Below are 20492 nucleotides of genomic sequence, written 5' to 3' on the forward strand. Positions count from 1 at the left end.
CATCACCTGCATAAACTTTTATGCCCTTATCCTCTATATTGAATTGCCAGTCCTTTTAGGAAGTTTCTAGCGAATTTATCTCCACACTCTTTATAATTTTTATGGCCCTCTTTACGTAATAAGGCACCTAATTCTCCTTTTGTTACTGTTAGTCCTGCGTTTTCAAAAATATCTAGCATATCATCAGTCGTTAATGACATGGCTATTTTGACTCTTTTTAAAAGAAGATTATTTATATGCTCCCTTTTTTGAGAGGATTGGACTGGTGGATTAGGCATTCCTGGTTTAGGCTCTTGTACTCCCCTTTTGTAAATAATTAGTCCATTTAAAAAGGAATCAAACATACTTGTTGTACATTGTAATTTGTCGTCATTATCCCCTTCCTCATCATCAGACTTTGTGAGTATTTCGATCACTTCAGGCACCGTTACGTTAACACCGCCAAGCTTAAAAATCTCTACCATTTCTTTATTCTTTATTTCCAAAGCATATCTTAAGCGAATAACCATATCTTGAATTTCCATTATGTATAAACTCCTTGTATTTAATAATATCTTTAGTAACTAACAGGTACTTAATTTTAGTATAACTAATACTTCTTCGCAACAACCTGACTAGGTTTGTAAGCTGTAAAAATAATTTGCCTTAGCAGCAAATAATGAAAAAAATGGCAAGAATGAGCTCAGGATAACTGTTCTCATACCTGCCAACTAATTATATTCAACTAATCGCTAACTTTCTTAAGTCCTATCAATCAATTGTTTCTTCTATATTCTTCTCGAAATGATCAAGCATTGCTCGCACTTCATCAGAAGTAGCTGTACTCATCAATTGATTCCTTAATTCACCTGCACCTCTAAAGCCCTTTACATATATCTTAAAGAAGCGATGTAATGCTTTAAATGAACGTGTCTCTAGCTCTTTAGAATATTTATCATGCAAATCAAGATGCAATCTTAAGAGGTTAAGCAGCTCCTTACTGCTATGCTCTTGTGGCTCTTTTTCAAAGGCAAATGGATTTTTAAAGATACCGCGCCCAATCATAACTCCATCAATGTCATATTTTTTTGCTAGCTCCAAGCCAGTTTGATAGTCAGGTATATCACCATTTATCGTCAACAATGTATTTGGAGCAATTTCGTCACGGAGCTTTTTAATCTCTGGAATCATCTCCCAATGCGCATCTACTTGGCTCATCTCCTTGCGTGTACGCAGATGAATCGACAGATTAGCAATATCTTGTTTGAAGATATGTGTCAACCAGTCACGCCATTCGTCTAGTTCAGTATATCCAAGTCTAGTCTTCACGCTAACAGGTAATCCTCCTGCTTTTGCTGCTTGGATAATTTCTGCCGCAACATCAGGACGGAGGATAAGACCGCTCCCCTTCCCCTTAGATGCCACATTCGGTACAGGACAGCCCATATTGATATCAACGCCCCGAAATCCGAGTTCTGCCATCCCTATACTCATTTGGCGGAAGTTCTCCGGTCTATCTCCCCATATATGTGCAACCATTGGCTGTTCATCCTCTGTAAAAGTCAAACGGCCGCGCACACTTTGCTTCCCGTCAGGGTGACAATAGCTCTCTGTATTTGTAAACTCTGTAAAGAATACATCTGGTCTAGCTGCTTCACTTACTACATGACGGAAAACAACATCCGTCACCTCTTCCATTGGTGCAAGTACAAAAAATGGCCGTGGTAGGTCACGCCAAAAATTATTTGTCATAATCGTATTCAAATCCTCTCTCAGGTTTGGGATATTAGGTGAGTCTTGTCCTTCTATATTAAAAAATCAAACATGTTTTTTCTTATCTTTCACTTATACCATGCTTAAATACTTATTATCAATGAATAGGTAATCTACTATCAACAAATAAAAAACGCTCCTTACGATGTGTAAGAAACGTTCATTTCACTGTATGAGCATACAGTCAAGTTAATACCGGTGGCCGGGGTCGAACCGGCACTCCAGAGGAACACGATTTTGAGTCGTGCGCGTCTGCCAATTCCGCCACACCGGCATAATTGGAGCGGGTGATGAGAATCGAACTCACGACATCAGCTTGGAAGGCTGAGGTTTTACCATTAAACTACACCCGCGAATTAAGAAATAATGGCGGTCCGGACGGGACTCGAACCCGCGACCTCCTGCGTGACAGGCAGGCATTCTAACCAGCTGAACTACCGGACCATATATAATTTTCAAGTAAAAATGGAGGAGGAAAGGGGATTCGAACCCCTGCGCGGTTTGACCCGCCTGTCGGTTTTCAAGACCGATCCCTTCAGCCGGACTTGGGTATTCCTCCGTTTTGGTGGAGCCTAGCGGGATCGAACCGCTGACCTCCTGCGTGCAAGGCAGGCGCTCTCCCAGCTGAGCTAAGGCCCCAAAACGTAAATCTATATGGCGCGCCCGAAAGGAGTCGAACCCATAACCTTCTGATCCGTAGTCAGACGCTCTATCCAATTGAGCTACGGGCGCATTTTTTTAAATTATTATAGTAATTCTGGAGCGGAAGACGGGGTTCGAACCCGCGACCCCCACCTTGGCAAGGTGATGTTCTACCACTGAACTACTTCCGCATATTAAAATTAATTGGTGCGGGTGAAGGGAGTCGAACCCCCACGCCTTGCGGCGCTAGATCCTAAGTCTAGTGCGTCTGCCAATTCCGCCACACCCGCAAATTAATTTATCAATGGTGCCGACGAGAGGACTTGAACCCCCAACCTACTGATTACAAGTCAGTTGCTCTACCAATTGAGCTACATCGGCATATATGGTGGAGGATGACGGGATCGAACCGCCGACCCTCTGCTTGTAAGGCAGATGCTCTCCCAGCTGAGCTAATCCTCCGAATATTGGTGACCCATACGGGATTCGAACCCGTGTTACCGCCGTGAAAGGGCGGTGTCTTAACCGCTTGACCAATGGGCCATATTTTCATTTTATATTGCTGATTCATCGTTTATTTCGTTTGTTGTATCAGCGACAAGGATTATTATATAAAGTAATAAACAAATCGTCAATACGTTTTTTAATATTTTTTTATTTTTTTTGAGTTTATTCTTATAAATGCTGTTTACACTTAATAATTATAATAAAAAAAGGAGTTGAACTCTAAGGTTTCACTCCTTCCATTCTATCTTATTGTTTGTAAAAAGGTGGAACACGCAGCCATTCATGCTCATCCAAGTATTGTTTAACCGTCATACCTGCAATCGTCTTTTTCATAATAAATTTTGAAAACAATAAACCGACATCTGCCCGAATCGATTCCGTTAGCCCCCTTACTCCATAATTAACACCTGCAGCTAAGTTATAGGAAAGCAGATTAGCCATTTCTTCATCATTCAGCTTAGCACCAGCTGGAATATCTTGAAAATCTCCAAGTGGTTTTTGTGGGGTATTCGGTGGTAGTGGAACTCCTTCCTTCTTCAAAAACTCTTGCAGCTCATCCCGCATTGGAATATGTATTGTGTCTGTTATATCCTTTATCATAGACTTCAATTTCGGGTCTTGCGCTAAATTATAGGATATTTCTTCATTACGAAGTGTCGTTTCTGTAGCTAACAAGTAAAACCACAAATTAGTGACCTCCATAACGTTTAAAGGCTTTTTTTCTCCATCCAAAAATGGCGCAAACGCATCATGCATGACATTCATCAGTTTCATATAAAAATCCCACCTTTCTTAAGATGTTTTTCTTAATTTTTTCCGAAATGGCCGAAAAACATGCTAAGAAAAGTAAGTTTCTATTATTTTTTCTGCTGTCCGCACAGCCAGCGCCTGTGTTGTAAGGGTTGGATTGACTCCGCCTAGTCCATTTACATGCACACTGTTGTCTGCGATATAAAGCCGTTTTACTTGATAAGCTTCACAATTGCTATCGACTACTCGACCAATTCTCATCGTGCTCTCCATATGAATCATAATACCTGACGGCCAATTAGAGCGATGAACTTTCTTTGCTCCTGCTTTTTTGAGGATGTCAGCAGCAAGACCTGCCAACTTTACTTGCTTCCTCTCCGATTTTTTTGTTGCTTTATAACGGATGACTGGAACAAAACCATTTTCGTCAGACAGAAGTGGATCAAGTGTCACACCATTTTGCTCATCGACTTCATCATCTGTTGTCACTAATATACTTAATGACCGAGGGTATTCATCCATCCATTTCCTTAGGAATGGTCCTGCGAGGCCTCCCTCTATATCCCATGAATTTTTTGATGGTCCATTCTGATTAAAGTAATAACTAGATTCACTTAAACCGTAAAAGGAAGCAGTTAAACCCGGACTTAATCCAGTTGTCTGCAACGCTCCAAGTCCAGGATAGTCAAGCCTTGCTCCACATGTATTCCCAACAAAAGGTCTTATTTCCCTGCTCCCTAAAATAGAAATCAAGTCCTTTTCATCAAAAATTCCGGTTATCCAATCCATATAATGTGTTACTAAGCCTTTTCCTACGAACTGGTTTTTTGGCAAGTTCGAATTCAACCACAGTCTTGGTGATTCAATGCTTCCACATGCCAACACGACTGCTGCTGCCCTTAACTCCTCCTGCTCCCCTGTCCAAGTATTCCTTACTTCCACACCGATAGCACACAGCTCTGAATCAATTGTTTCTGTCAGAATCTTCACAGCAAATGTATTTGGCCATATACATACATTTCCAGTTTTTAAGGCAAGGGGAATATAGCTTACATTTGTTGAGCGCTTGGCAATTTTGTCGACAGACGGACCATGAGGGCACCCGTTAATACAGTGCCCAGAAAGTGTGCAGCCTTCCATCCACGAGAGCTGCTCATCTGTGACACCAGAAGAATTATGAATAGCCTTATTTGGGAGAAGAATAGCATTCGGCTGTGGACGGTATCCGGGCTTTTGTACATCTAATACTGGAGTGAAATCCATGCCAAGCCTGCTCGCACCATAATAAAATAATTCCTCCTTTGCAGTAGCAGCTGCAAAATGAACAGGCAGCTCTGCTTCCACCTTTTCATAATAAGGAACTAGCTCTTTGTAGGAAAATGGCCATTTACCGTCAATCGCATGCGGATATGCTCTGGGACAATTCGCCGTATAAACTTGGGTAGTGCCACCAACGCCTGCTGCTTGCCAAATCATTGCCTTTTGTTGAATGTTGCGAAACCATTGTGCCTTGCTTCGATCTGCAGGACCCCAACGAAACCTTCCAGTGACAAGATCGTTCATATTCATTTCTTCCTTATTCAATAGCTCCTTATATAGATGAATATTTAAATCAGTCAAAGCACTGCTGGATTTTCCGCCTGCATCCAGATTAGGTTTGGGCCATTTTTGATTTCCATACCAAGGACCTGCCTCCAGTACAAGCACCTTTAAGCCTTTTTCACCTAATTCCTTTGCAATAACAGCGCCTCCACCGCCAGATCCAATCACAATAACATCATGCATTGCCCATCACTTCTTCCCCTTTTTCGGCATGAATGCTTTAAAGCCTCGAAAATCTCGATATGCGTAGGAAGGGCCTGGATAATGTACCTGTTCCCATCCAACCGGAACGTATTCCAATCTTCTTTTCTCAGGAGGAAGTGTAGCAGAGCTTCCATAACCAGTCCATTCAGAGTAAAACCCAAATAATGTTAGTTGATTTAAAACATCCATCATATTCCTTATTAATCCGAGATTGTCTTTGTAAGGCAAACTTAAATGCTTTTTATTAATCTGAAGTCGATCTAATTTTGATATAGCCTTAAGCCTGTCTATTTGTGATAAATAAGTAAAAGGTCCGCCATAAGGAAAACCAGACACAGTTAAAAGTTTTACATTTTCACCCGACTGTATTAATGCAACAGCACCACTATCAAGTAATTGTGCTGTTGACTTAGCCATTGAAGCAACATTCATTTGACTCTTTATCTTTTGCGAAATGGACTGATCCAGTATCGCCAATATATATTCGTAAACCCTTAGTTCTAATGCTCCTGGTTTTACTTTGATTGATATATTTTGAAAATAATATGCTGGCGGAATAACTGCCTGTGCAAGTGATTGAAAGGTTGACGTTATGTAAAGGTCACTGCTTACATGCCTAGTCATGGCTAACCCCTTTAAGCTTTATTTACTCTGTTAATAGTATTCAAGGCTGATTGTGACTATGTCGGGTATTTGCATAAAAAAAAGCATAAACAACATTGTGTTCATGCACCCGATAATAATAGTTTTACGCTTAGTTTTTTTCAAGAGTGTATTTAATTGATAATCATTTTACCATCCGGCTTTCTAATCGGCCCTTTTTCTTGAAGTTCAGTTTCGCTTCTGATACAACCAGCCCTGCTAATGTCAGGAGAATGCCCAATGCTGACAGCTTTGTTAGTTGTTCCTTTAATACAATCATGGATGTTACAACGGTAATAACAGGTACCATATAAATATAAACGCTCGTTTTAATAGCGCCTAATTTACTGACAGCCATATTCCATGTTACAAAGCAAAGGGCAGATGCGCCTATGCCGAGAAACAGAAAATTAAATAAATTGACTGGACTTGTAAACCTGTTAAGTCCTAGCTTAAAGTCAGATAAAAACAGCGCTGGCAGCATTAGGATAAGACCATAAAGAAAGACTTTTCTTGTTGTCTGAATGGTATGGTAGCCGTAGCTGGAGATTTTTTTCGTTAACACAGAATATGCAGCCCACACAACTGTCGCAGCAATTGCCAAAATATCTCCAAGCGGGTTTATTTGGAAATTTGCTGTGCCATTGTAGCTGATCAAGAATATCCCCATCATCGCCATGGCAAAGCCGGCAAAGAAATTCCCCTTTAATGACTCATCCTTTAAAAACAACATGGTAAGCAGTGCTGTTGAAAATGGAACCATCCCGCTGATGACACCGACATTGGAAGCCAAAGTCATCGTTAAGGCGATATTTTCGAGAAGATAATACAAGGTTACTCCACATAAACCAGCACATATAAACAGTAGTTCATGCTTTTTATGCTGGAGTTTCATTCTGTACGGAAATATAATCAGCAATACGACAAACCCAAGTACAAAGCGAAAGAACAAAATCTCAATTGGTGTAAAATCAATCAGCAGCAGCTTTGTTGAAATAAACGTAGTTCCCCAAATTAAAATAGTCACAAGTGCTGCGATATGACCATTCGATGCAAAATTCCTCATTATAATGCCCTCTTATTCTTTTATATTCAAGCTTGCTTCTTTTCTCTATAAATGTCGCGATATTGGCCTGGTGTCAAACCGATAAATTCTATAAAAAAATTACTAAAATGACTTTGGTCGGCAAAGCCTATCTCCACTGAAACATCTAGCGGCTTCATGCCATACTCAAGCAGTTTTTTTGCTTGATTAATGCGGACTGTTTGCAGGTATCTATAGGGAGTTATTCCAAGCTTGCGGGTAAATGACCGTAAAAAGGTATATTTGTTCATACTACTTACACTTGCTAAGTCATCTAAAGTTAAATGGTTTTTATAGTTTTCTTCTATGTACCTGCAAACAGCATCAAGACGTTTATCTGCTGCACTCGTTTTTCTGTCTTCTGGAGCTGAACTCCATTCTTTTATTAAATATTCCATCAAAAAATAAAAGCTTTCTTCCTTTTCAAGACCATTTTCATTTTTCATTATCATCTCATGTAACTCCTTTAATAACGATGCATAACTCGTTTTAACAAGTACAGGTGAAGTGAAATACGGAAGATAAACCTTGCCCATCATTTCCTTGGCTACCTTAGCCATTATTTCTGGATTGATATTAAGACAGCGATAATCTAATGCATGATGGTCAACTTGTTCACATGCATGGTTATCAAGTGGATTGAAAATGACCATATCCCCTTTATTGATAAGAAATTCCTTATGCTTGCATGTCAGTTTTCTTTGTCCGTTCTCTATAAAACCTATTACATAATATTCATGAAAATGATTTGGGAATTTCTGCATGATTCCATTAAAGTGATATGCCTCAATCTGCAGCTTTTCATCATATATTACAGTCCTTTTCTCCCTGCTCATTAGCACTTCTCCTTTCCATATATGCTTATCATAAAACAAGTGTAGCATAGTTGATTGCGGACACTCTTGTATGATATTGACAATTCACATAAAAAAAAGCCTTGCTGAGTAAAAAGCAAAGCGACAACATTTATATCAGGTTAGAGCTGGAATTTTCCCTTGATGATCGAAGCTACTTCAGCAGGACTTTTGCTTGTATTGTTAATCTTTAAATAATTTTCCATTTGCAGCTCCCCTTCATTCGAATTTAAACGATACTTCTCAAGGGAGCTTCTAAGCTCGGCTTCCGACCAGTCTACATTCCTTTTTGTCGGTTTATGCTCAAGCCTGTTCGGAGTTTTGTTTCTTAGCAGCCGCTCCTGTAGGTCTGCCTCCAATTCAACATAATAAACGGTGCCGCCTTGCTTTTTAAAGATATCACTGATTTTTTCAACATACTCCCAATCCTCTTGTAGGTTAAATGCCCACACATAGGTGAAAATTAATCCGTGGAGATTACTCTTTGCGACTGATTCGAAAATTTCCTGCCGAAACAAATGGACAAGCCGGTTGCCTTCTGCCGTTCCATAGCTAAAAAAATGACTTACTAAATCAATCGACATATGATTATGAAAGAGCTTTAATTCTGTTAATGCTGCTAATTCCTGGCCAACAGTCATTTTACCAACAGCCTGCGGACCGAATATTAAAACAAACTTCATTTGTTTCTCCTTTCCAGCTTCCCTTAATAAGAAAAATCCTCTACTACATGGTAGAGGAGAACATGGCACTCAACCAATCTATTTTTTTATACATTTCTTTAACTAAAAACCAAAGTACTTAACTTGGAAAAAGTGCATATTAAACTGGCTGACCTGGAAGCCCCTTCCCCCACACCTGTTTAAATGTGCTGATCCTTTCCATACCAGTGATAAGCGGTTTTGCTTGCAGGATCAACGATTGAACTGCTTCAAGTGATAATGACGCTTCATGAGCGTCTTTATCTGTCCATACTTCATAAACATAAACACTATCGAGCTCTGTGTCTGAAAGATTGATTGTATACAGCTCACAGCCTTCCACAGCCTCCATGGAGGAAGCGGCTTCCATTAAAATCGCTGCAAGCATATCTCTATTCTCAGGTTTTGCTGTAAACTTACCGTACAATCCGAATTTATCCATGATCTCTTCCTTCTTTCTCCCTAATTTAATTGAAATCTGACTAATAGGACAAGCCGTCTTTCTCACGTCTTAATCGCTTCACAAGAATGTACTGACTGCTTTCCTTTATCGGATGCTCTTTTATAACACCTGCAATCTCATACCCATGCTTACGATAAAATTCGGGGGCTTGAAAACTAAAAGTATCAAGTTGAATATGGCTGCATTTGTATTCTAGCGCACACTCCTCGATTTTCTGCAAAAGGCCGCTCCCACACCCACACCCTCTGATTGTCTCATCAACCCATAATGATTCAATTTGCAGGTGATGCCAAAACATTACACCAGTAATCCCGCCTATAATTTGGTCGTTATCATCTCTAGCAGTAAAACAAATTTTGTTGACAGGATGCTTGATAGTGTCAGGCAATTTTGACAGATTATATTCAACCACTCTCTTCCGAAGAAAATCACTGTTTTCTGAATAATCCTCCCTGCAAATGTTCATTCTATTTTCCTCCCTTCAACGATTTGTATTTTACGAAAATTTTATAACTTTAGCTCTTTAACGCTTACCAATACCTTGATTTATGGAGCAGCTTCTTCGTTTATTCCTTATTAGTAGACAATACCCTCCTAATCTGCTTCATTAACCAGCTTTCAAGTTTTAAGTAAGGGTTTTCTATTTTTTAATACTTTCTTTCGTTTAATTTCACATGGAATAATTCTCCACTTATTCCCTTTATCCCTTCTTATCTTTCATGCAAAATACAAAAAAACAAGAGTGGGAACAAAAGTAACCTATCTGAAATAGTACTTAATTTTAACTAGCTTTGAAGTACTGGAGCATAGAATTACATTTAGGTATGGCTTTAAATTTTAGTTTGTTTCATTATGATTATGCTAAATCCACCCGCTTTCCATGGGGAGGAAGCCGAGCCTCCTCGTCTTCGCCTGCGGGGTCTCATTCTTTCCACTATTCCCCATAGTAGTCGTGTGGCCTCTGCTTCATTCCACTAAGTTTTTTAACATTTTAAAAAAAAACTAAAAAACCAACTATCAATTAAATAGTTGGTTTTGAATTAGGCTTAACTACTATTGTGCCAACCTCTTTTTCCGCTTTTTACACCAGCTCTGTTTTCCACTCAATCATGTTAAGCTCTTCTATCAGTGCATTTACTCGGTCAATTGTCAGGTTTGCCTCAGGGAATTCTGCTAATTCCTTTAAAGTTTTTGTTCTCATCGCAAAAATCCCTGGTGGATTGGCGATGCCTGGAGCATGTTTTTCAAGGACTGCAGCGGATGATTTTTGTGCAAGTACATCAATCAGCCTTGATTCATCAGTAAACCTGACTGTTAGGCCGTGCTTATTTGCATATTGGAAGTGATAACTGCCAGAGCCAACTGTTAAAATAACTGTATCTTCTTGTTCCTTAATTGAATAAATTCCTGATGAGGCGGCTAGTAGTTTTCCACCTTCTGTAACAGCCTCTATTTGTGCATAAGGCAATGTAATTTCGGCTGTTGTATTTGGAGGAATAGCTACTTTCAACTCGATTTGGTCTGCTGTTTTATGCCATTCTGATTGTATTCTGCCATACATAGATTCAAGGGCAGCTTTTGCATAGGTTAAATGTATCCCCGCAAATTGTGGTTTAATGCGAATCCGTTTATATGCTGGCAGCTCTTTATCCATATCGAGTCCAGCGACAGCTCTATACAACCAGTCGCCGATTGCTCCATAAGCGTAATGGTTAAAGGAATTCATGTCATCACTCCAAAATGAACCGTCCTTTTTTATTCCGTCCCAGTGCTCCCAAATTGTTGTTGCACCTTGCTTCACAGAATACAGCCACGAAGGATAGCTCTCCTGCAGCAATAGTCTGACTGCTGTTTCGTGATATCCTGCTTTAGTTAGAGCAAAACATAGATATGGTGTACCAACAAAGCCTGTCGTTAAATGGTAATCGTTTTGGAGAATTAGTTCGTTTAACTCTCGCGCAGTCCGTTCCTTCACCTTACCGTCCACTAAATCAAACATAAGTGCAAGCACATGTGCTGTTTGTGTTGGCGAAACGAGTCTGCCAGATTGTGAAACAAACTCATAGTTAAAGGCCTTAATAATGTTCTCCAGCAATGTTTCATAATATTGTGCATCTTCCCATTTGCCAAGCACTTTTGCAGCATCGCGAAGAATTCTAGTTGAATGAGCGTAAAAGGCTGTTGCAACAAAGTCTTTCGGTGTTGCACCACTATAGCTGCCTGATGGTGCATCAAGAGCAAGCCAATCGCCGAAATTGAAACCGACTATCCAAAGATACTCGTTTTCCCCTTGTTTATGCATATATTCTACCCACGCCTTCATGCTTTCATATTGCTCCTCCAAAAGCCTTCTGTCCCCATATGCGTTATATACCTCCCAAGGGATGATCGTCGTTGCATCGCCCCACGCTGCTGCATTTGCTCCGCCAACGACCGCTGGGATTACAAAAGGAACGCCACCGTCTGCATGCTGCTCTGCTTTAAGGTCACGCAACCATTTGGTGAAAAAAGGTCCGCCGTGATAGTTAAATAATGCTGTCTGAATAAAAACTTGGGCATCACCTGTCCAACCAAGCCGCTCATCTCGTTGCGGACAGTCTGTCGGCACATCAAGAAAATTGCCTCTTTGTCCCCAGACGATATTTTCCTGAAGCTTGTTTACGAGTTCGTTAGAACACTCAAATTCCCCAGTTGGCTGCATATCAGAATGAATGACTTCACCCGTAAAGTTTTCAAGCGGAAGTCCGTTTTCCTGATTTGGATAGCCTTCAATTTTCACATAGCGAAAGCCCTGAAAAGTAAAGTGAGGAGCATAGCTTTCAAGTCCAGTTCCTTTCGTTATATATTCAACCTGCTGGTCTGCTTTTCGCAAATTACCAAAATAAATATTTCCGTCCTTATCGAGCACCTCAGCATGCTTTAAAACGATATGAGTACCGCGTTTGGCTTCTACTGAAAAGCGGATTCTGCCAACCATGTTTTGCCCCATATCAATTACCGTATCTCCTGAAGGTGTGATAAATGCGCTGATGGGCTTTATTAGCTCCGTCACTCTAGTTGGCCAATTTTCCTGTGCAACAAGCTGTGATACAGGCATATGCTGCACTGCCGTATGATACCAAAGGCTGTCATTAAACCCAGGACAGCTAAAGCCTTCCTGTTCAAGCCTTGCATCGTATTTTTCCCCTTGATAAAGTTCGGAATAAACAACAGGTCCTACCTCTGCCCTCCACGACGTATCTGTAGGAATAATAACCTCTGTTCCATCCTCATATTTAACATGAAGCTCAAAAAAGGCTGCCCGTCTGTCTCCATATATATGTCGCTTGTTTTCCCATGTGAGATTTCCTTTGTACCACCCGTCAGCAAGTATGATACCTAAACCGTTTGGACCGGCCTGAAGGCTTGATGTCACATCATATGTCTGATATTGAAGGCGTTTATGGTAGCTGGTCCAGCCTGGTGCCAGTAAATCATCCCCAATGCGTTCCCCATTTACGTAAAGTTCATACAATCCTAATCCAGTCCCATAAATACGAGCGGAAACAATCCTTGACTGAAGATTAAATTCTTTTCTTAACAGAAATGCAGCTTCACTTAATGGGTCAATTTCATTCTGTGCTGGTGTGATCCATTGTGCTCTCCAGCTATGTTCATTTAAGAATGCTGTTTCCCACCATGCTGTTTCACTCCAAGCAGATTCTCGGTCTTTGTTGTCCCAAATCTTCACCCTGTAGTAGTATCTTGTTTTATCTTTAAGCTCTGCTCCCTCGTATTCAATATGCAGAGATTCTTGAGAATGAACGATTCCTGAATCCCACAGTATAGATGTAAAGTCCTCCCTATCTGAAACATGAACTTGATATGCTTTTTGCACTGTTCCTCTCCCACTTGACGTGATTTTCCAGCTGATACGAGGCTTTTTCATGTCGATTCCAAGAGGATTTGTTCGATATTCACATGTTAATGCAGCAACCTTTAAATCTTTCATTCTATCTATTCCTTTCTTTTCTAGAAATTTTAAAGTTAAACAGTCTTTGTTCCTTTGTATGGGATGAATTATCTTCATCCCTCCTATTTTTTTTAAGAAACAACTATTTCATCAATAGGTTCGTCATCCGCTTCTCCCTTTCCTTCCATTTCTGGTATTGGAAGGACAGCTATTGCAGAAAGAATGGAAAATACAGCAAGGACAAGGAAGAAAAGGGTATAGCCATCACCACCAAATGTACTTGCACCGAAAGCAATTAGCACTGGTGCTGCAAAGCTGACTAATGTGGAAGCCATATTGGTAGTCGTATTCATGATAGAAATATCCTTTGCCGCATTTTCCTTTGAAGGCAGAATACGGTTTACAAGGGCATTATCAACAGCATTGTACATTCCAAATCCAAAGTTAAAAATGAAGTTGCCGACAATCACCCATGCCACACTTGTAGAAAAAGCAAAGGCAACAAGGCAAAGTGCTGTTATGAGTGCTGCTCCCATTACAAAGGGCTTTTGCTTTTTAACTTTATCTGATAAAAAGCCGCCAAGAATGCCTGCTCCCACCATCAGGATAATCGTAGGCGCAGTCAGTCCCATAATTTGAAAAATTTTCGTTTCGCTTAAATGAAATCTGGCGATATAAAACAATGTCAGCATATTTAATCCAGCATTAGAGAAATTGATGAACAGCTTTGTCAAAAGTGCCCAAGTATAAGCAGGATGCTGTTTAAAGCTTGGATAAAAGCCGCGAATCCCAAGCGAGTTATTGCTGTTTTTTGCTGACTTCGCCAAATAATTATCCTTAATTAATAGTGCCGCAGTAATACCGCCAATCAGTTGGATTATAATTAAAGTAAGCATCTTTTGTTCAATCGTCGAATTTGCGAACACTCCCATCAGCATTTGCCCTGACATAACAAACGCTGGTGCTGCAGCTCCAATTAAGCCTGACACACGACCAAACTTTTCCGGGTCTACCTGCTCTGGCACAATGGCATAACAGGATAAAGAAACCATGCCATAAAAGAAGTTCACCAAGCATAACGAGATAATAAACATTGGGATAGAAGCTGCATATGTCAGTAGCACCATTGAAATCGCACCAAGAATGCTACCCGCTACCATCCAAAATCTTCTTCTTCCCATCCTGATCCTCGTCTTATCTGCAATAACACCACCAAACAATCCAAATATAACAACCGCAATTCCTGTGATGCCTGACGCTGTTCCATATACAGCAGTCGCATTCTCCTGTCCGACAATCCTTATCACAATAAAGGTAGAAAGACCAAACCCTAATAAAACTAATGGCGCTATTGAAGTGCCGACACCAAGCATTGCAGCAATTATTAATCTCTTAAAAGGCGTTTTATCCCAAACAACCGTCTCCATCATTACCCCTCCATAAAATGCAATTCATAAAGCAAATTCTTTCTTGCTCGCCACTTTATATTTAAAGCGCTTTCAAATCATTCGATGGTATTATCGGAGAATAATCTTGCTTGATTCAAAGATTTATAAACATTAGTGAAAACTACTCCCAAAAGCGTGGGAGCAGATGCTGCTTCAATTATTAACAAGGGAGCTGGATTTAGCAATTTGTCCAAGAAAGCGGGCACTTTCTTTCACCTTCCGTTTTTGTGTAGTACGGTCTACCTCAATTAACCCAAACTGTTTAGTATAGCCTGAATTCCACTCATAATTATCGAATGTCGACCAATGCAGATAGCCTCTGATATCAATACCGTCCTCCAGACATGACTGCAGGCCTGCTAACCCTTTGCGAATAAACTCGACTCGTCTGCTGTCATTCTCTGTGGCGATTCCATGCTCCGTAATAATGATGGGAATGGATATGGACTGTGCTACCTTGCGGACTACATTAGAGAGTCCTTCTGGATAAAATTCATAGCCCATTTGTGTCAATTCCGCCTCTTTATCTGGCTGTACTTGACCGTTTGGACCATATACTTCTCTTGTGTAGTTTTGCAATCCAAAAAAATCATCCTCTTCTATCATAGGCAAATATTGACTAAAGTAACTTTGCCATTTAGCTGCAGCAATTTTTTCTCCGCCTTGAATACATTGAACATCAGACAATGCCATTGACAGTCCAACTAATGTGTTTGGCTGGATGCTCTTTATCGCTTGACGTGCTTTTTGGTGTGTTTGACGGAGAATATGGAGTGAACGCTCATCTGATAGCATATGAAAGGTAAAATACTGATCACTTGTTGCACCGCAAAGCTTTGCTGCTTCCTCTCTCCACCCAGGCGCTGTCCATGCATCACGACCAATTCCAACTGGCGGGATAAAGCCGATACTAGTAAAAAGCTCGCGAAGCATGACAGGGAGATTCACTTCATTCATCGTCAACACATATGGAATTAACTCACCAAGCTCACGAAATACAACTTCACAATATTTTGCAAAACGATCAGGAACATCAGGGCTTGCCCACCCGCCAAATTGCATTAACCATTTTGGCGAGGCAAAGTGATGCATGGCAACAAAAGGGGTAATATTGTGTTCATAGCATGTTTTAAGGACATCGCGATAATGATTGATTGCAGTTTGGGAATAGCGCCCTGGCTCTGGCTCAATTCTCGCCCATTCAATCGAAAAACGAAATACCTTTAATCCCAGACTTGCCATAAGGGCAATATCCTCTTTATAAAGAGTGTAATGGTCGATGGCTTCTCCTGATTTCTCATTATATGGCGATCCTTCGACCTGCTCCTCTGCCCAAAAATCACTATTATCATTATTGCCTTCGACCTGATGTCCTGCAGTTGCTGAACCCCAAAGGAATCGCTTCGGAAAATCATAAGTCATTATATTTACCTCCTAAAATCTTTTTACTTGCTTTGTGACTCTAATTGTAGCAAGCGTTTTCATTTGTTTGAATGGCATATACAAAGAAGATGTTTGCTCGATTCAAAGATTTAGGAAGGAAGCATAATGATACCACTAAATATTACTGATTACTGTCTCTATATTCCTTTGGAGTCTGTTGATATATTTCATTAAATTTCTTGTAGAAAAAAGACACACTCGAATACCCTACCTCTTCAGCAATTTCCGGTATAGGCATAAAAGAATTTGTTAAGTAAAGTGCCGCTTTATTAACCCGTTGGATTTGCAGCAAGTCTGTAAATGACTTTCCAGTTGCTTTTTTCAAAATGGCCGAAATATAGTTTGGATGATATTTAAACTGATCTGCCATAGCTGTTAGGCTGCATTCCTTGCAGTGACTTTCTATATACTGCAGCAAATTTAAAACAATCAAGTCCTTTTCTGTCCGATTATTTCTCTCTATGCTAGTTAAGCTGTTGCTATGGCGTATTAACTCTGTAAACATGATAAATAAATAAGCATCTATCATTCCGGATGTAAAGGCATCTTCCTCAAAATATTCACACATAATATGCTCCATAATGTCATTAAAGTTAGAGCTTGCTTCAAAAGGAAAATAAAGATACTTATTTGTACTTCTGCTATCAATCAGAGAGTCTACTAAAAACTGAGAAATGATACTTCTGTTTGTGAATCTACTTAAAAAACTGGAAGACAAGTAATCGTGCTTCAGCTTTATTTCTATGATAATATCTTCTTTTGTTGTTTCCATCACCGTATGGGGAGTATTTTTGTCAATCATGATGATCCCCCCTTCCTCTATATCAATGACATCCTCCTGCATGATAATCTGGCAACTGCCTTGATAAACATAGATTAGCTCAATGTATTGATGGATATGTAATGGTACAAAGGCAGTAGGCGGGCATTGTGAAATAAAGATATTATCTTCAATCGGATTATGGAACGGATCAAAAATCATATTAAATTCGTACAGCGGCTCGCCATTAATGCTTCCAATCGGTTCCACCTGATAGGTGTTTTTTATATGGTTCCAGTCAGGAGGAGCCATTTTATTATAGCTTTCAAGCTTTCGTTTTAACTCAGCACTATTCATGATCAGACTCCTTTTGTTTTTTTTTTGAAATATCTCCATTTAAATAAAAAATCTTTTATTTTCATTTGTTTATGTATCTTTACTTTTATTTATATCCTAAATATAACATATTGAGGGATTAAAACATTCACAAAATTTTGTTGTTCACAATACCCTTGGAATAGCTTTCTTAGCCTGGATACATTATGCAAGCTTCTTAGTTATCAGTCCAAGTTAAAGCACCGAGCAGCTTTCCTCACTCCTTTATATAAAAAAACAGCACTGCGATGCAGTACTGTCATTTAAACCAATCAGCTTGCTCCATATGAACAAAGGGAATGTCTGTATCAATAAGTCCTTCTACTTTTTCGATCGGTAAATCCTCACCATCGAGCCACTTTGCAAAATCGAATTCAATTGGTTCTTGATCACCGCCAAGTGCAAACCATGCTTTTTGAGTTTTAGGAAAGTAAGCAGAGGTATGGATTGTTCCAGCCCATGCCCCATACAGCTTGGAGAATATGCCTGAATCACTGCCATTCAACAGCTTAAATGCTGCTTCTCCATCCATATTACCAGTTTGATTTTCCTCGATAATTTCCAATCTTCTTTTGGAATCATCCAAAACATGACGATTTTCTTCTGTCATGATATTAAAATGATTTGTGCACGAATACCCTCTTCTGATTTCTACCCGTCTTGGGGAGGTTTCGACAATGAATGGAGTGTCACAGCTTTTATCAAACAGTACATAGCTAAAGGAGTGACGGTGCGGAATTTCTTTCAGCAAATCAGCCGCTTCTTCTGCAGTGCCGCAAAGCTCTAAAATAAGCCTTCCGATCATATTGCACACAAAGCCTGTACCAGGACGTTTTCGATTCATAAAGTTATAGCCCATCGACAAGCCCTTTTCATTCATGCCGTCCATTCGCCCTGTTCCTCTTTGGCTAGGGCCGATAATCGCATTCCCCCCGTCTGTCGGTTTAAAGATTGTATATCTGCCATCATAGGTTTTTGGATGATAATCATAATTACGGATTAAATAATCATTTCCCACATAAATGGAACAGCCTGACTTGTCAATATCAAGCCGGTAGCCGCAGAATTCCAAAAGCACCCGTTCCATCGGCCAGCCTAATGCATCACGAAATCCTTCCATCTCCTCCCAGATAAGTGGGGCAAATCTAGCAAAAATTTGCCTTGTTTCTTCTACATCTATCGAAAATTTTGGCTTTCTTACCTTCCATTGTTTTTCTCTGTTTCTTACAAGTATAGAGTCCTTGAAATACTCCCCCTGTTTAAAGCCAAAATTATAATGTGTCCCCCGAAATTGCATAACATCTGCATATACTTTTTTCATTATGTATCCTCCCATCTGTTCTATATTTTAGGATACTGGTAAAAGTGGACGATGGAAAGGAATAAGCAATAGGAAAACGTGAAAGAGCCAGCCCCATAATTTTGAGGCTGGCTGCTAATTATACTTTAAACTTACTAATTAGTTCTTTTAAGCTTTCTGCCAAATGAGACAATGCTTGTGCAGATGCTGCGATTTCCTCCATAGATGCAAGCTGCTCCTCTGCTGAGGCAGCCACATTTTGTGAATGCATGGATGTTTGCCCAGAAATATTTCGTATTTCTGAAACAGTTGCTGCAACACCCTTAGTACCTTCTGCTAATATTTCAGATGTTCCCGCCATCTCATCAATTTGCGCTGTCAAGCTTTCCATAAATTCCATGATTTCCGTAAAGTTTGCTTTTGTCTGTCCGACAATTTCAAGCCCTTCTTGCACATCTAATGTGACTTGCTCCATGGAAGCATTTGATTGCACCATATCTGCTTGGATTGTTTTAATAAGTGCTGAAATCTGTGCAGACGATTGTTGGGACTGCTCTGCAAGCTTTCTGACTTCATCGGCAACCACAGCAAAGCCCTTTCCATTTTCACCTGCTCTTGCCGCCTCAATCGCTGCATTTAATGCAAGTAAATTCGTCTGATTCGCAATATCTGTTATGACATTTGTAATTTTCTCAATTTCCTGTGAACGTGAATCCAGATTTTTTATTGCCTCGCCAGTTTTCGCTACAGAATGATGAATTTCTGTAATCTTCTGGACTGTTTTATCTACAAAAACTCCACCATTCTTGGCCTTTTCTGTTGCCTTTAAGCCAACAGTAGACACAGATTGAGCATTTTGGGCAATAGATTGAATTCCATCTGTAACTTCCCCAAGAGCGTCAGCACTGTCTTGCACATTTGTTGCTGATTGGTCTGCACCATTTGCAACCTGCTGGATAGACTCGGTAATGACTTCTGTAGCCTTGCTCGTTTCTTCTGAGCTTGCAGTCAACTCTTCAGAGGAAGAAGCAAGCTGCTCAGATGTTGATATGACTTCATTCATCATTACTTTTAAACTGTCCGCCATTTTATTGTAGCTAACAGACAGATTTTTAAGCTCATCATAGGATTTATCAGAAACAATAGCTGTAAAATCTCCGTTTCCTGCCAGCTCCAGGGCTGTAGTGAGATTTTTAAGTCTGTTTCTAATTGTTCTTGTAAATAAAAAGATGACTACAGTAGCAAGGACAACGACCACAACCAGCACAATAATAAACTTAGTTAAGAAAGAAGATAAAATACTGTCGATCATTGCTTCTGAAGCACCGACATACATAATTCCAACAACTTCCCCAGCAGTATCTTTCAGTGGCATATATGCTGTTTGATACTCTTTTCCAAGTACATTTGCTTCCCCATAAAAGGTTTGCCCATTCGTAAGTACTGCGTCAATCACTTCTTGAGAGGCTTGTGTACCTGTTGCCCGTTTTCCATCTTTCTGTACATTCGTTGCAATCCTCGTATCATTTAAGAAGATTGTAACTGTATCGTCTGTTTCCTTACCAATCATATCTACTAACTGATTGTTATCATTTATAACAGTTTCACCCTTTAAGAGCTTGTCCCCCTCGACAGTCCATTCACCAGGGTATTTACTGTCAACATAGTTATAACCAAGTGCGAGGTCACCCTTCGCTTTTTCTATCGCAAATTCCTTTATCCCCTTTGTAATCTCACTATGTGCCAAAAAACCGATTACAACGGATAAAACAATGATTACAGCAAATACAATTAAATTAATTTTTGTCCCTAACTTTAATTTAAGGTTTAACTTCATGCTTCTTCCCATCCCTTAACAGTTTAGCAATTTATTTTGCTAATGGTTGTATCGGTAAAATTAAATAAAGTTTTATAGCTTTTTAAGCCAATAGAAAAATATTGTTGTATAACAGAGGAAAACACTTCCATAACTTCTATACATTAGAAAAAAGACGGTGAAAAAGCTTATAAATA

The 20492-nt window shown here is 39.8% G+C and carries 16 protein-coding genes and 11 tRNA genes; all 27 read right to left on the bottom strand.

The window, feature by feature from the left end; all coding sequences use genetic code 11:
- Positions 1-26: 26 nt before the first annotated feature.
- Positions 27-524: a YehS family protein gene (locus EM808_RS00465; protein WP_127734384.1), complete on the bottom strand. Its 498-nt coding sequence runs from the start codon at positions 522-524 to the stop codon at positions 27-29.
- Positions 525-750: 226 nt separating this feature from the next.
- Positions 751-1731: a tRNA dihydrouridine synthase gene (locus tag EM808_RS00470; protein ID WP_127734386.1), complete on the bottom strand. Its 981-nt coding sequence runs from the start codon at positions 1729-1731 to the stop codon at positions 751-753.
- A gap of 214 nt (positions 1732-1945) precedes the next feature.
- A tRNA-Leu gene (locus EM808_RS00475) sits at positions 1946-2026 on the bottom strand.
- A gap of 5 nt (positions 2027-2031) precedes the next feature.
- A tRNA-Gly gene (locus tag EM808_RS00480) sits at positions 2032-2105 on the bottom strand.
- 14 nt (positions 2106-2119) lie between these two features.
- Positions 2120-2196 (bottom strand) — tRNA-Asp (locus EM808_RS00485).
- A gap of 22 nt (positions 2197-2218) precedes the next feature.
- Positions 2219-2311: transfer RNA gene (locus EM808_RS00490), tRNA-Ser, on the bottom strand.
- 4 nt (positions 2312-2315) lie between these two features.
- Positions 2316-2391 (bottom strand) — tRNA-Ala (locus tag EM808_RS00495).
- A 16-nt stretch (positions 2392-2407) separates the two neighbouring features.
- Positions 2408-2484, bottom strand: a tRNA-Arg gene (locus EM808_RS00500).
- Positions 2485-2510: 26 nt separating this feature from the next.
- Positions 2511-2585 (bottom strand) — tRNA-Gly (locus EM808_RS00505).
- Between the two features lie 14 nt (positions 2586-2599).
- Positions 2600-2684: transfer RNA gene (locus EM808_RS00510), tRNA-Leu, on the bottom strand.
- A 15-nt stretch (positions 2685-2699) separates the two neighbouring features.
- Positions 2700-2775: transfer RNA gene (locus EM808_RS00515), tRNA-Thr, on the bottom strand.
- A 5-nt stretch (positions 2776-2780) separates the two neighbouring features.
- Positions 2781-2856: transfer RNA gene (locus EM808_RS00520), tRNA-Val, on the bottom strand.
- A 6-nt stretch (positions 2857-2862) separates the two neighbouring features.
- Positions 2863-2937: transfer RNA gene (locus EM808_RS00525), tRNA-Glu, on the bottom strand.
- A 210-nt stretch (positions 2938-3147) separates the two neighbouring features.
- Positions 3148-3675 (bottom strand): DUF3231 family protein, encoded by a 528-nt coding sequence (locus EM808_RS00530; protein ID WP_127734388.1) that lies wholly within the window; start codon positions 3673-3675, stop codon positions 3148-3150.
- A 63-nt stretch (positions 3676-3738) separates the two neighbouring features.
- Positions 3739-5436 carry a GMC family oxidoreductase N-terminal domain-containing protein gene (locus tag EM808_RS00535; protein ID WP_127734390.1) on the bottom strand — a complete coding sequence of 566 codons (1698 nt, stop codon included), beginning with the start codon at positions 5434-5436 and terminating at the stop codon, positions 3739-3741.
- Between the two features lie 6 nt (positions 5437-5442).
- Positions 5443-6081, bottom strand: a complete 639-nt coding sequence (locus tag EM808_RS00540) for a hypothetical protein (RefSeq protein WP_127734392.1) — start codon at positions 6079-6081, stop codon at positions 5443-5445.
- Between the two features lie 163 nt (positions 6082-6244).
- On the bottom strand, positions 6245-7165 hold the full coding sequence (locus EM808_RS00545) for a DMT family transporter (protein WP_127734394.1): 921 nt from the start codon (positions 7163-7165) through the stop codon (positions 6245-6247).
- Positions 7166-7191: 26 nt separating this feature from the next.
- Positions 7192-8019 carry a helix-turn-helix domain-containing protein gene (locus EM808_RS00550; RefSeq protein WP_127734396.1) on the bottom strand — a complete coding sequence of 276 codons (828 nt, stop codon included), beginning with the start codon at positions 8017-8019 and terminating at the stop codon, positions 7192-7194.
- Positions 8020-8159: 140 nt separating this feature from the next.
- Positions 8160-8720: an AAA family ATPase gene (locus tag EM808_RS00555; RefSeq protein ID WP_127734398.1), complete on the bottom strand. Its 561-nt coding sequence runs from the start codon at positions 8718-8720 to the stop codon at positions 8160-8162.
- Positions 8721-8859: 139 nt separating this feature from the next.
- On the bottom strand, positions 8860-9180 hold the full coding sequence (locus EM808_RS00560) for a putative quinol monooxygenase (protein ID WP_127734400.1): 321 nt from the start codon (positions 9178-9180) through the stop codon (positions 8860-8862).
- 40 nt (positions 9181-9220) lie between these two features.
- Complete coding sequence (locus EM808_RS00565) at positions 9221-9667, bottom strand: GNAT family N-acetyltransferase (protein WP_127734402.1); 447 nt, start codon at positions 9665-9667, stop codon at positions 9221-9223.
- Between the two features lie 615 nt (positions 9668-10282).
- On the bottom strand, positions 10283-13192 hold the full coding sequence (locus tag EM808_RS00570) for an alpha-L-rhamnosidase (protein ID WP_127734404.1): 2910 nt from the start codon (positions 13190-13192) through the stop codon (positions 10283-10285).
- Between the two features lie 92 nt (positions 13193-13284).
- On the bottom strand, positions 13285-14583 hold the full coding sequence (locus EM808_RS00575) for an MFS transporter (protein ID WP_127734406.1): 1299 nt from the start codon (positions 14581-14583) through the stop codon (positions 13285-13287).
- Positions 14584-14754: 171 nt separating this feature from the next.
- Positions 14755-16023: a glycoside hydrolase family 1 protein gene (locus tag EM808_RS00580; protein ID WP_127734408.1), complete on the bottom strand. Its 1269-nt coding sequence runs from the start codon at positions 16021-16023 to the stop codon at positions 14755-14757.
- A 142-nt stretch (positions 16024-16165) separates the two neighbouring features.
- A complete protein-coding gene (locus tag EM808_RS00585) occupies positions 16166-17161 on the bottom strand; it encodes an AraC family transcriptional regulator (protein ID WP_127734410.1) in 996 nt (331 codons plus the stop codon).
- 277 nt (positions 17162-17438) lie between these two features.
- On the bottom strand, positions 17439-18500 hold the full coding sequence (locus tag EM808_RS00590; RefSeq protein WP_127734412.1) for a C45 family autoproteolytic acyltransferase/hydolase: 1062 nt from the start codon (positions 18498-18500) through the stop codon (positions 17439-17441).
- Between the two features lie 118 nt (positions 18501-18618).
- Positions 18619-20316, bottom strand: coding sequence for a methyl-accepting chemotaxis protein (locus EM808_RS00595; RefSeq protein ID WP_127734414.1), 1698 nt, complete (start codon positions 20314-20316; stop codon positions 18619-18621).
- Positions 20317-20492 lie beyond the last annotated feature (176 nt).

It is taken from the genome of Niallia taxi (assembly GCF_004005475.1).
GTDB classification, from domain to species: domain Bacteria; phylum Bacillota; class Bacilli; order Bacillales; family Cytobacillaceae; genus Niallia; species Niallia taxi.

What these genes read in the sequence shown, in the direction of transcription:
- EM808_RS00565 (WP_127734402.1), bottom strand. Translation starts at nt 9,667, where the DNA reads ATGAACATTTGCAGGGAGGATTATTCAGAAAACAGTGATTTTCTTCGG.
- EM808_RS00590 (WP_127734412.1), bottom strand. Translation starts at nt 18,500, where the DNA reads ATGAAAAAAGTATATGCAGATGTTATGCAATTTCGGGGGACACATTAT.
- EM808_RS00465 (WP_127734384.1), bottom strand. Translation starts at nt 524, where the DNA reads ATGGAAATTCAAGATATGGTTATTCGCTTAAGATATGCTTTGGAAATA.
- EM808_RS00585 (WP_127734410.1), bottom strand. Translation starts at nt 17,161, where the DNA reads ATGAATAGTGCTGAGTTAAAACGAAAGCTTGAAAGCTATAATAAAATG.
- EM808_RS00535 (WP_127734390.1), bottom strand. Translation starts at nt 5,436, where the DNA reads ATGCATGATGTTATTGTGATTGGATCTGGCGGTGGAGGCGCTGTTATT.
- EM808_RS00570 (WP_127734404.1), bottom strand. Translation starts at nt 13,192, where the DNA reads ATGAAAGATTTAAAGGTTGCTGCATTAACATGTGAATATCGAACAAAT.
- EM808_RS00550 (WP_127734396.1), bottom strand. Translation starts at nt 8,019, where the DNA reads ATGAGCAGGGAGAAAAGGACTGTAATATATGATGAAAAGCTGCAGATT.
- EM808_RS00545 (WP_127734394.1), bottom strand. Translation starts at nt 7,165, where the DNA reads ATGAGGAATTTTGCATCGAATGGTCATATCGCAGCACTTGTGACTATT.
- EM808_RS00470 (WP_127734386.1), bottom strand. Translation starts at nt 1,731, where the DNA reads ATGACAAATAATTTTTGGCGTGACCTACCACGGCCATTTTTTGTACTT.
- EM808_RS00555 (WP_127734398.1), bottom strand. Translation starts at nt 8,720, where the DNA reads ATGAAGTTTGTTTTAATATTCGGTCCGCAGGCTGTTGGTAAAATGACT.
- EM808_RS00560 (WP_127734400.1), bottom strand. Translation starts at nt 9,180, where the DNA reads ATGGATAAATTCGGATTGTACGGTAAGTTTACAGCAAAACCTGAGAAT.
- EM808_RS00530 (WP_127734388.1), bottom strand. Translation starts at nt 3,675, where the DNA reads ATGAAACTGATGAATGTCATGCATGATGCGTTTGCGCCATTTTTGGAT.
- EM808_RS00540 (WP_127734392.1), bottom strand. Translation starts at nt 6,081, where the DNA reads ATGACTAGGCATGTAAGCAGTGACCTTTACATAACGTCAACCTTTCAA.
- EM808_RS00595 (WP_127734414.1), bottom strand. Translation starts at nt 20,316, where the DNA reads ATGAAGTTAAACCTTAAATTAAAGTTAGGGACAAAAATTAATTTAATT.
- EM808_RS00580 (WP_127734408.1), bottom strand. Translation starts at nt 16,023, where the DNA reads ATGACTTATGATTTTCCGAAGCGATTCCTTTGGGGTTCAGCAACTGCA.
- EM808_RS00575 (WP_127734406.1), bottom strand. Translation starts at nt 14,583, where the DNA reads ATGATGGAGACGGTTGTTTGGGATAAAACGCCTTTTAAGAGATTAATA.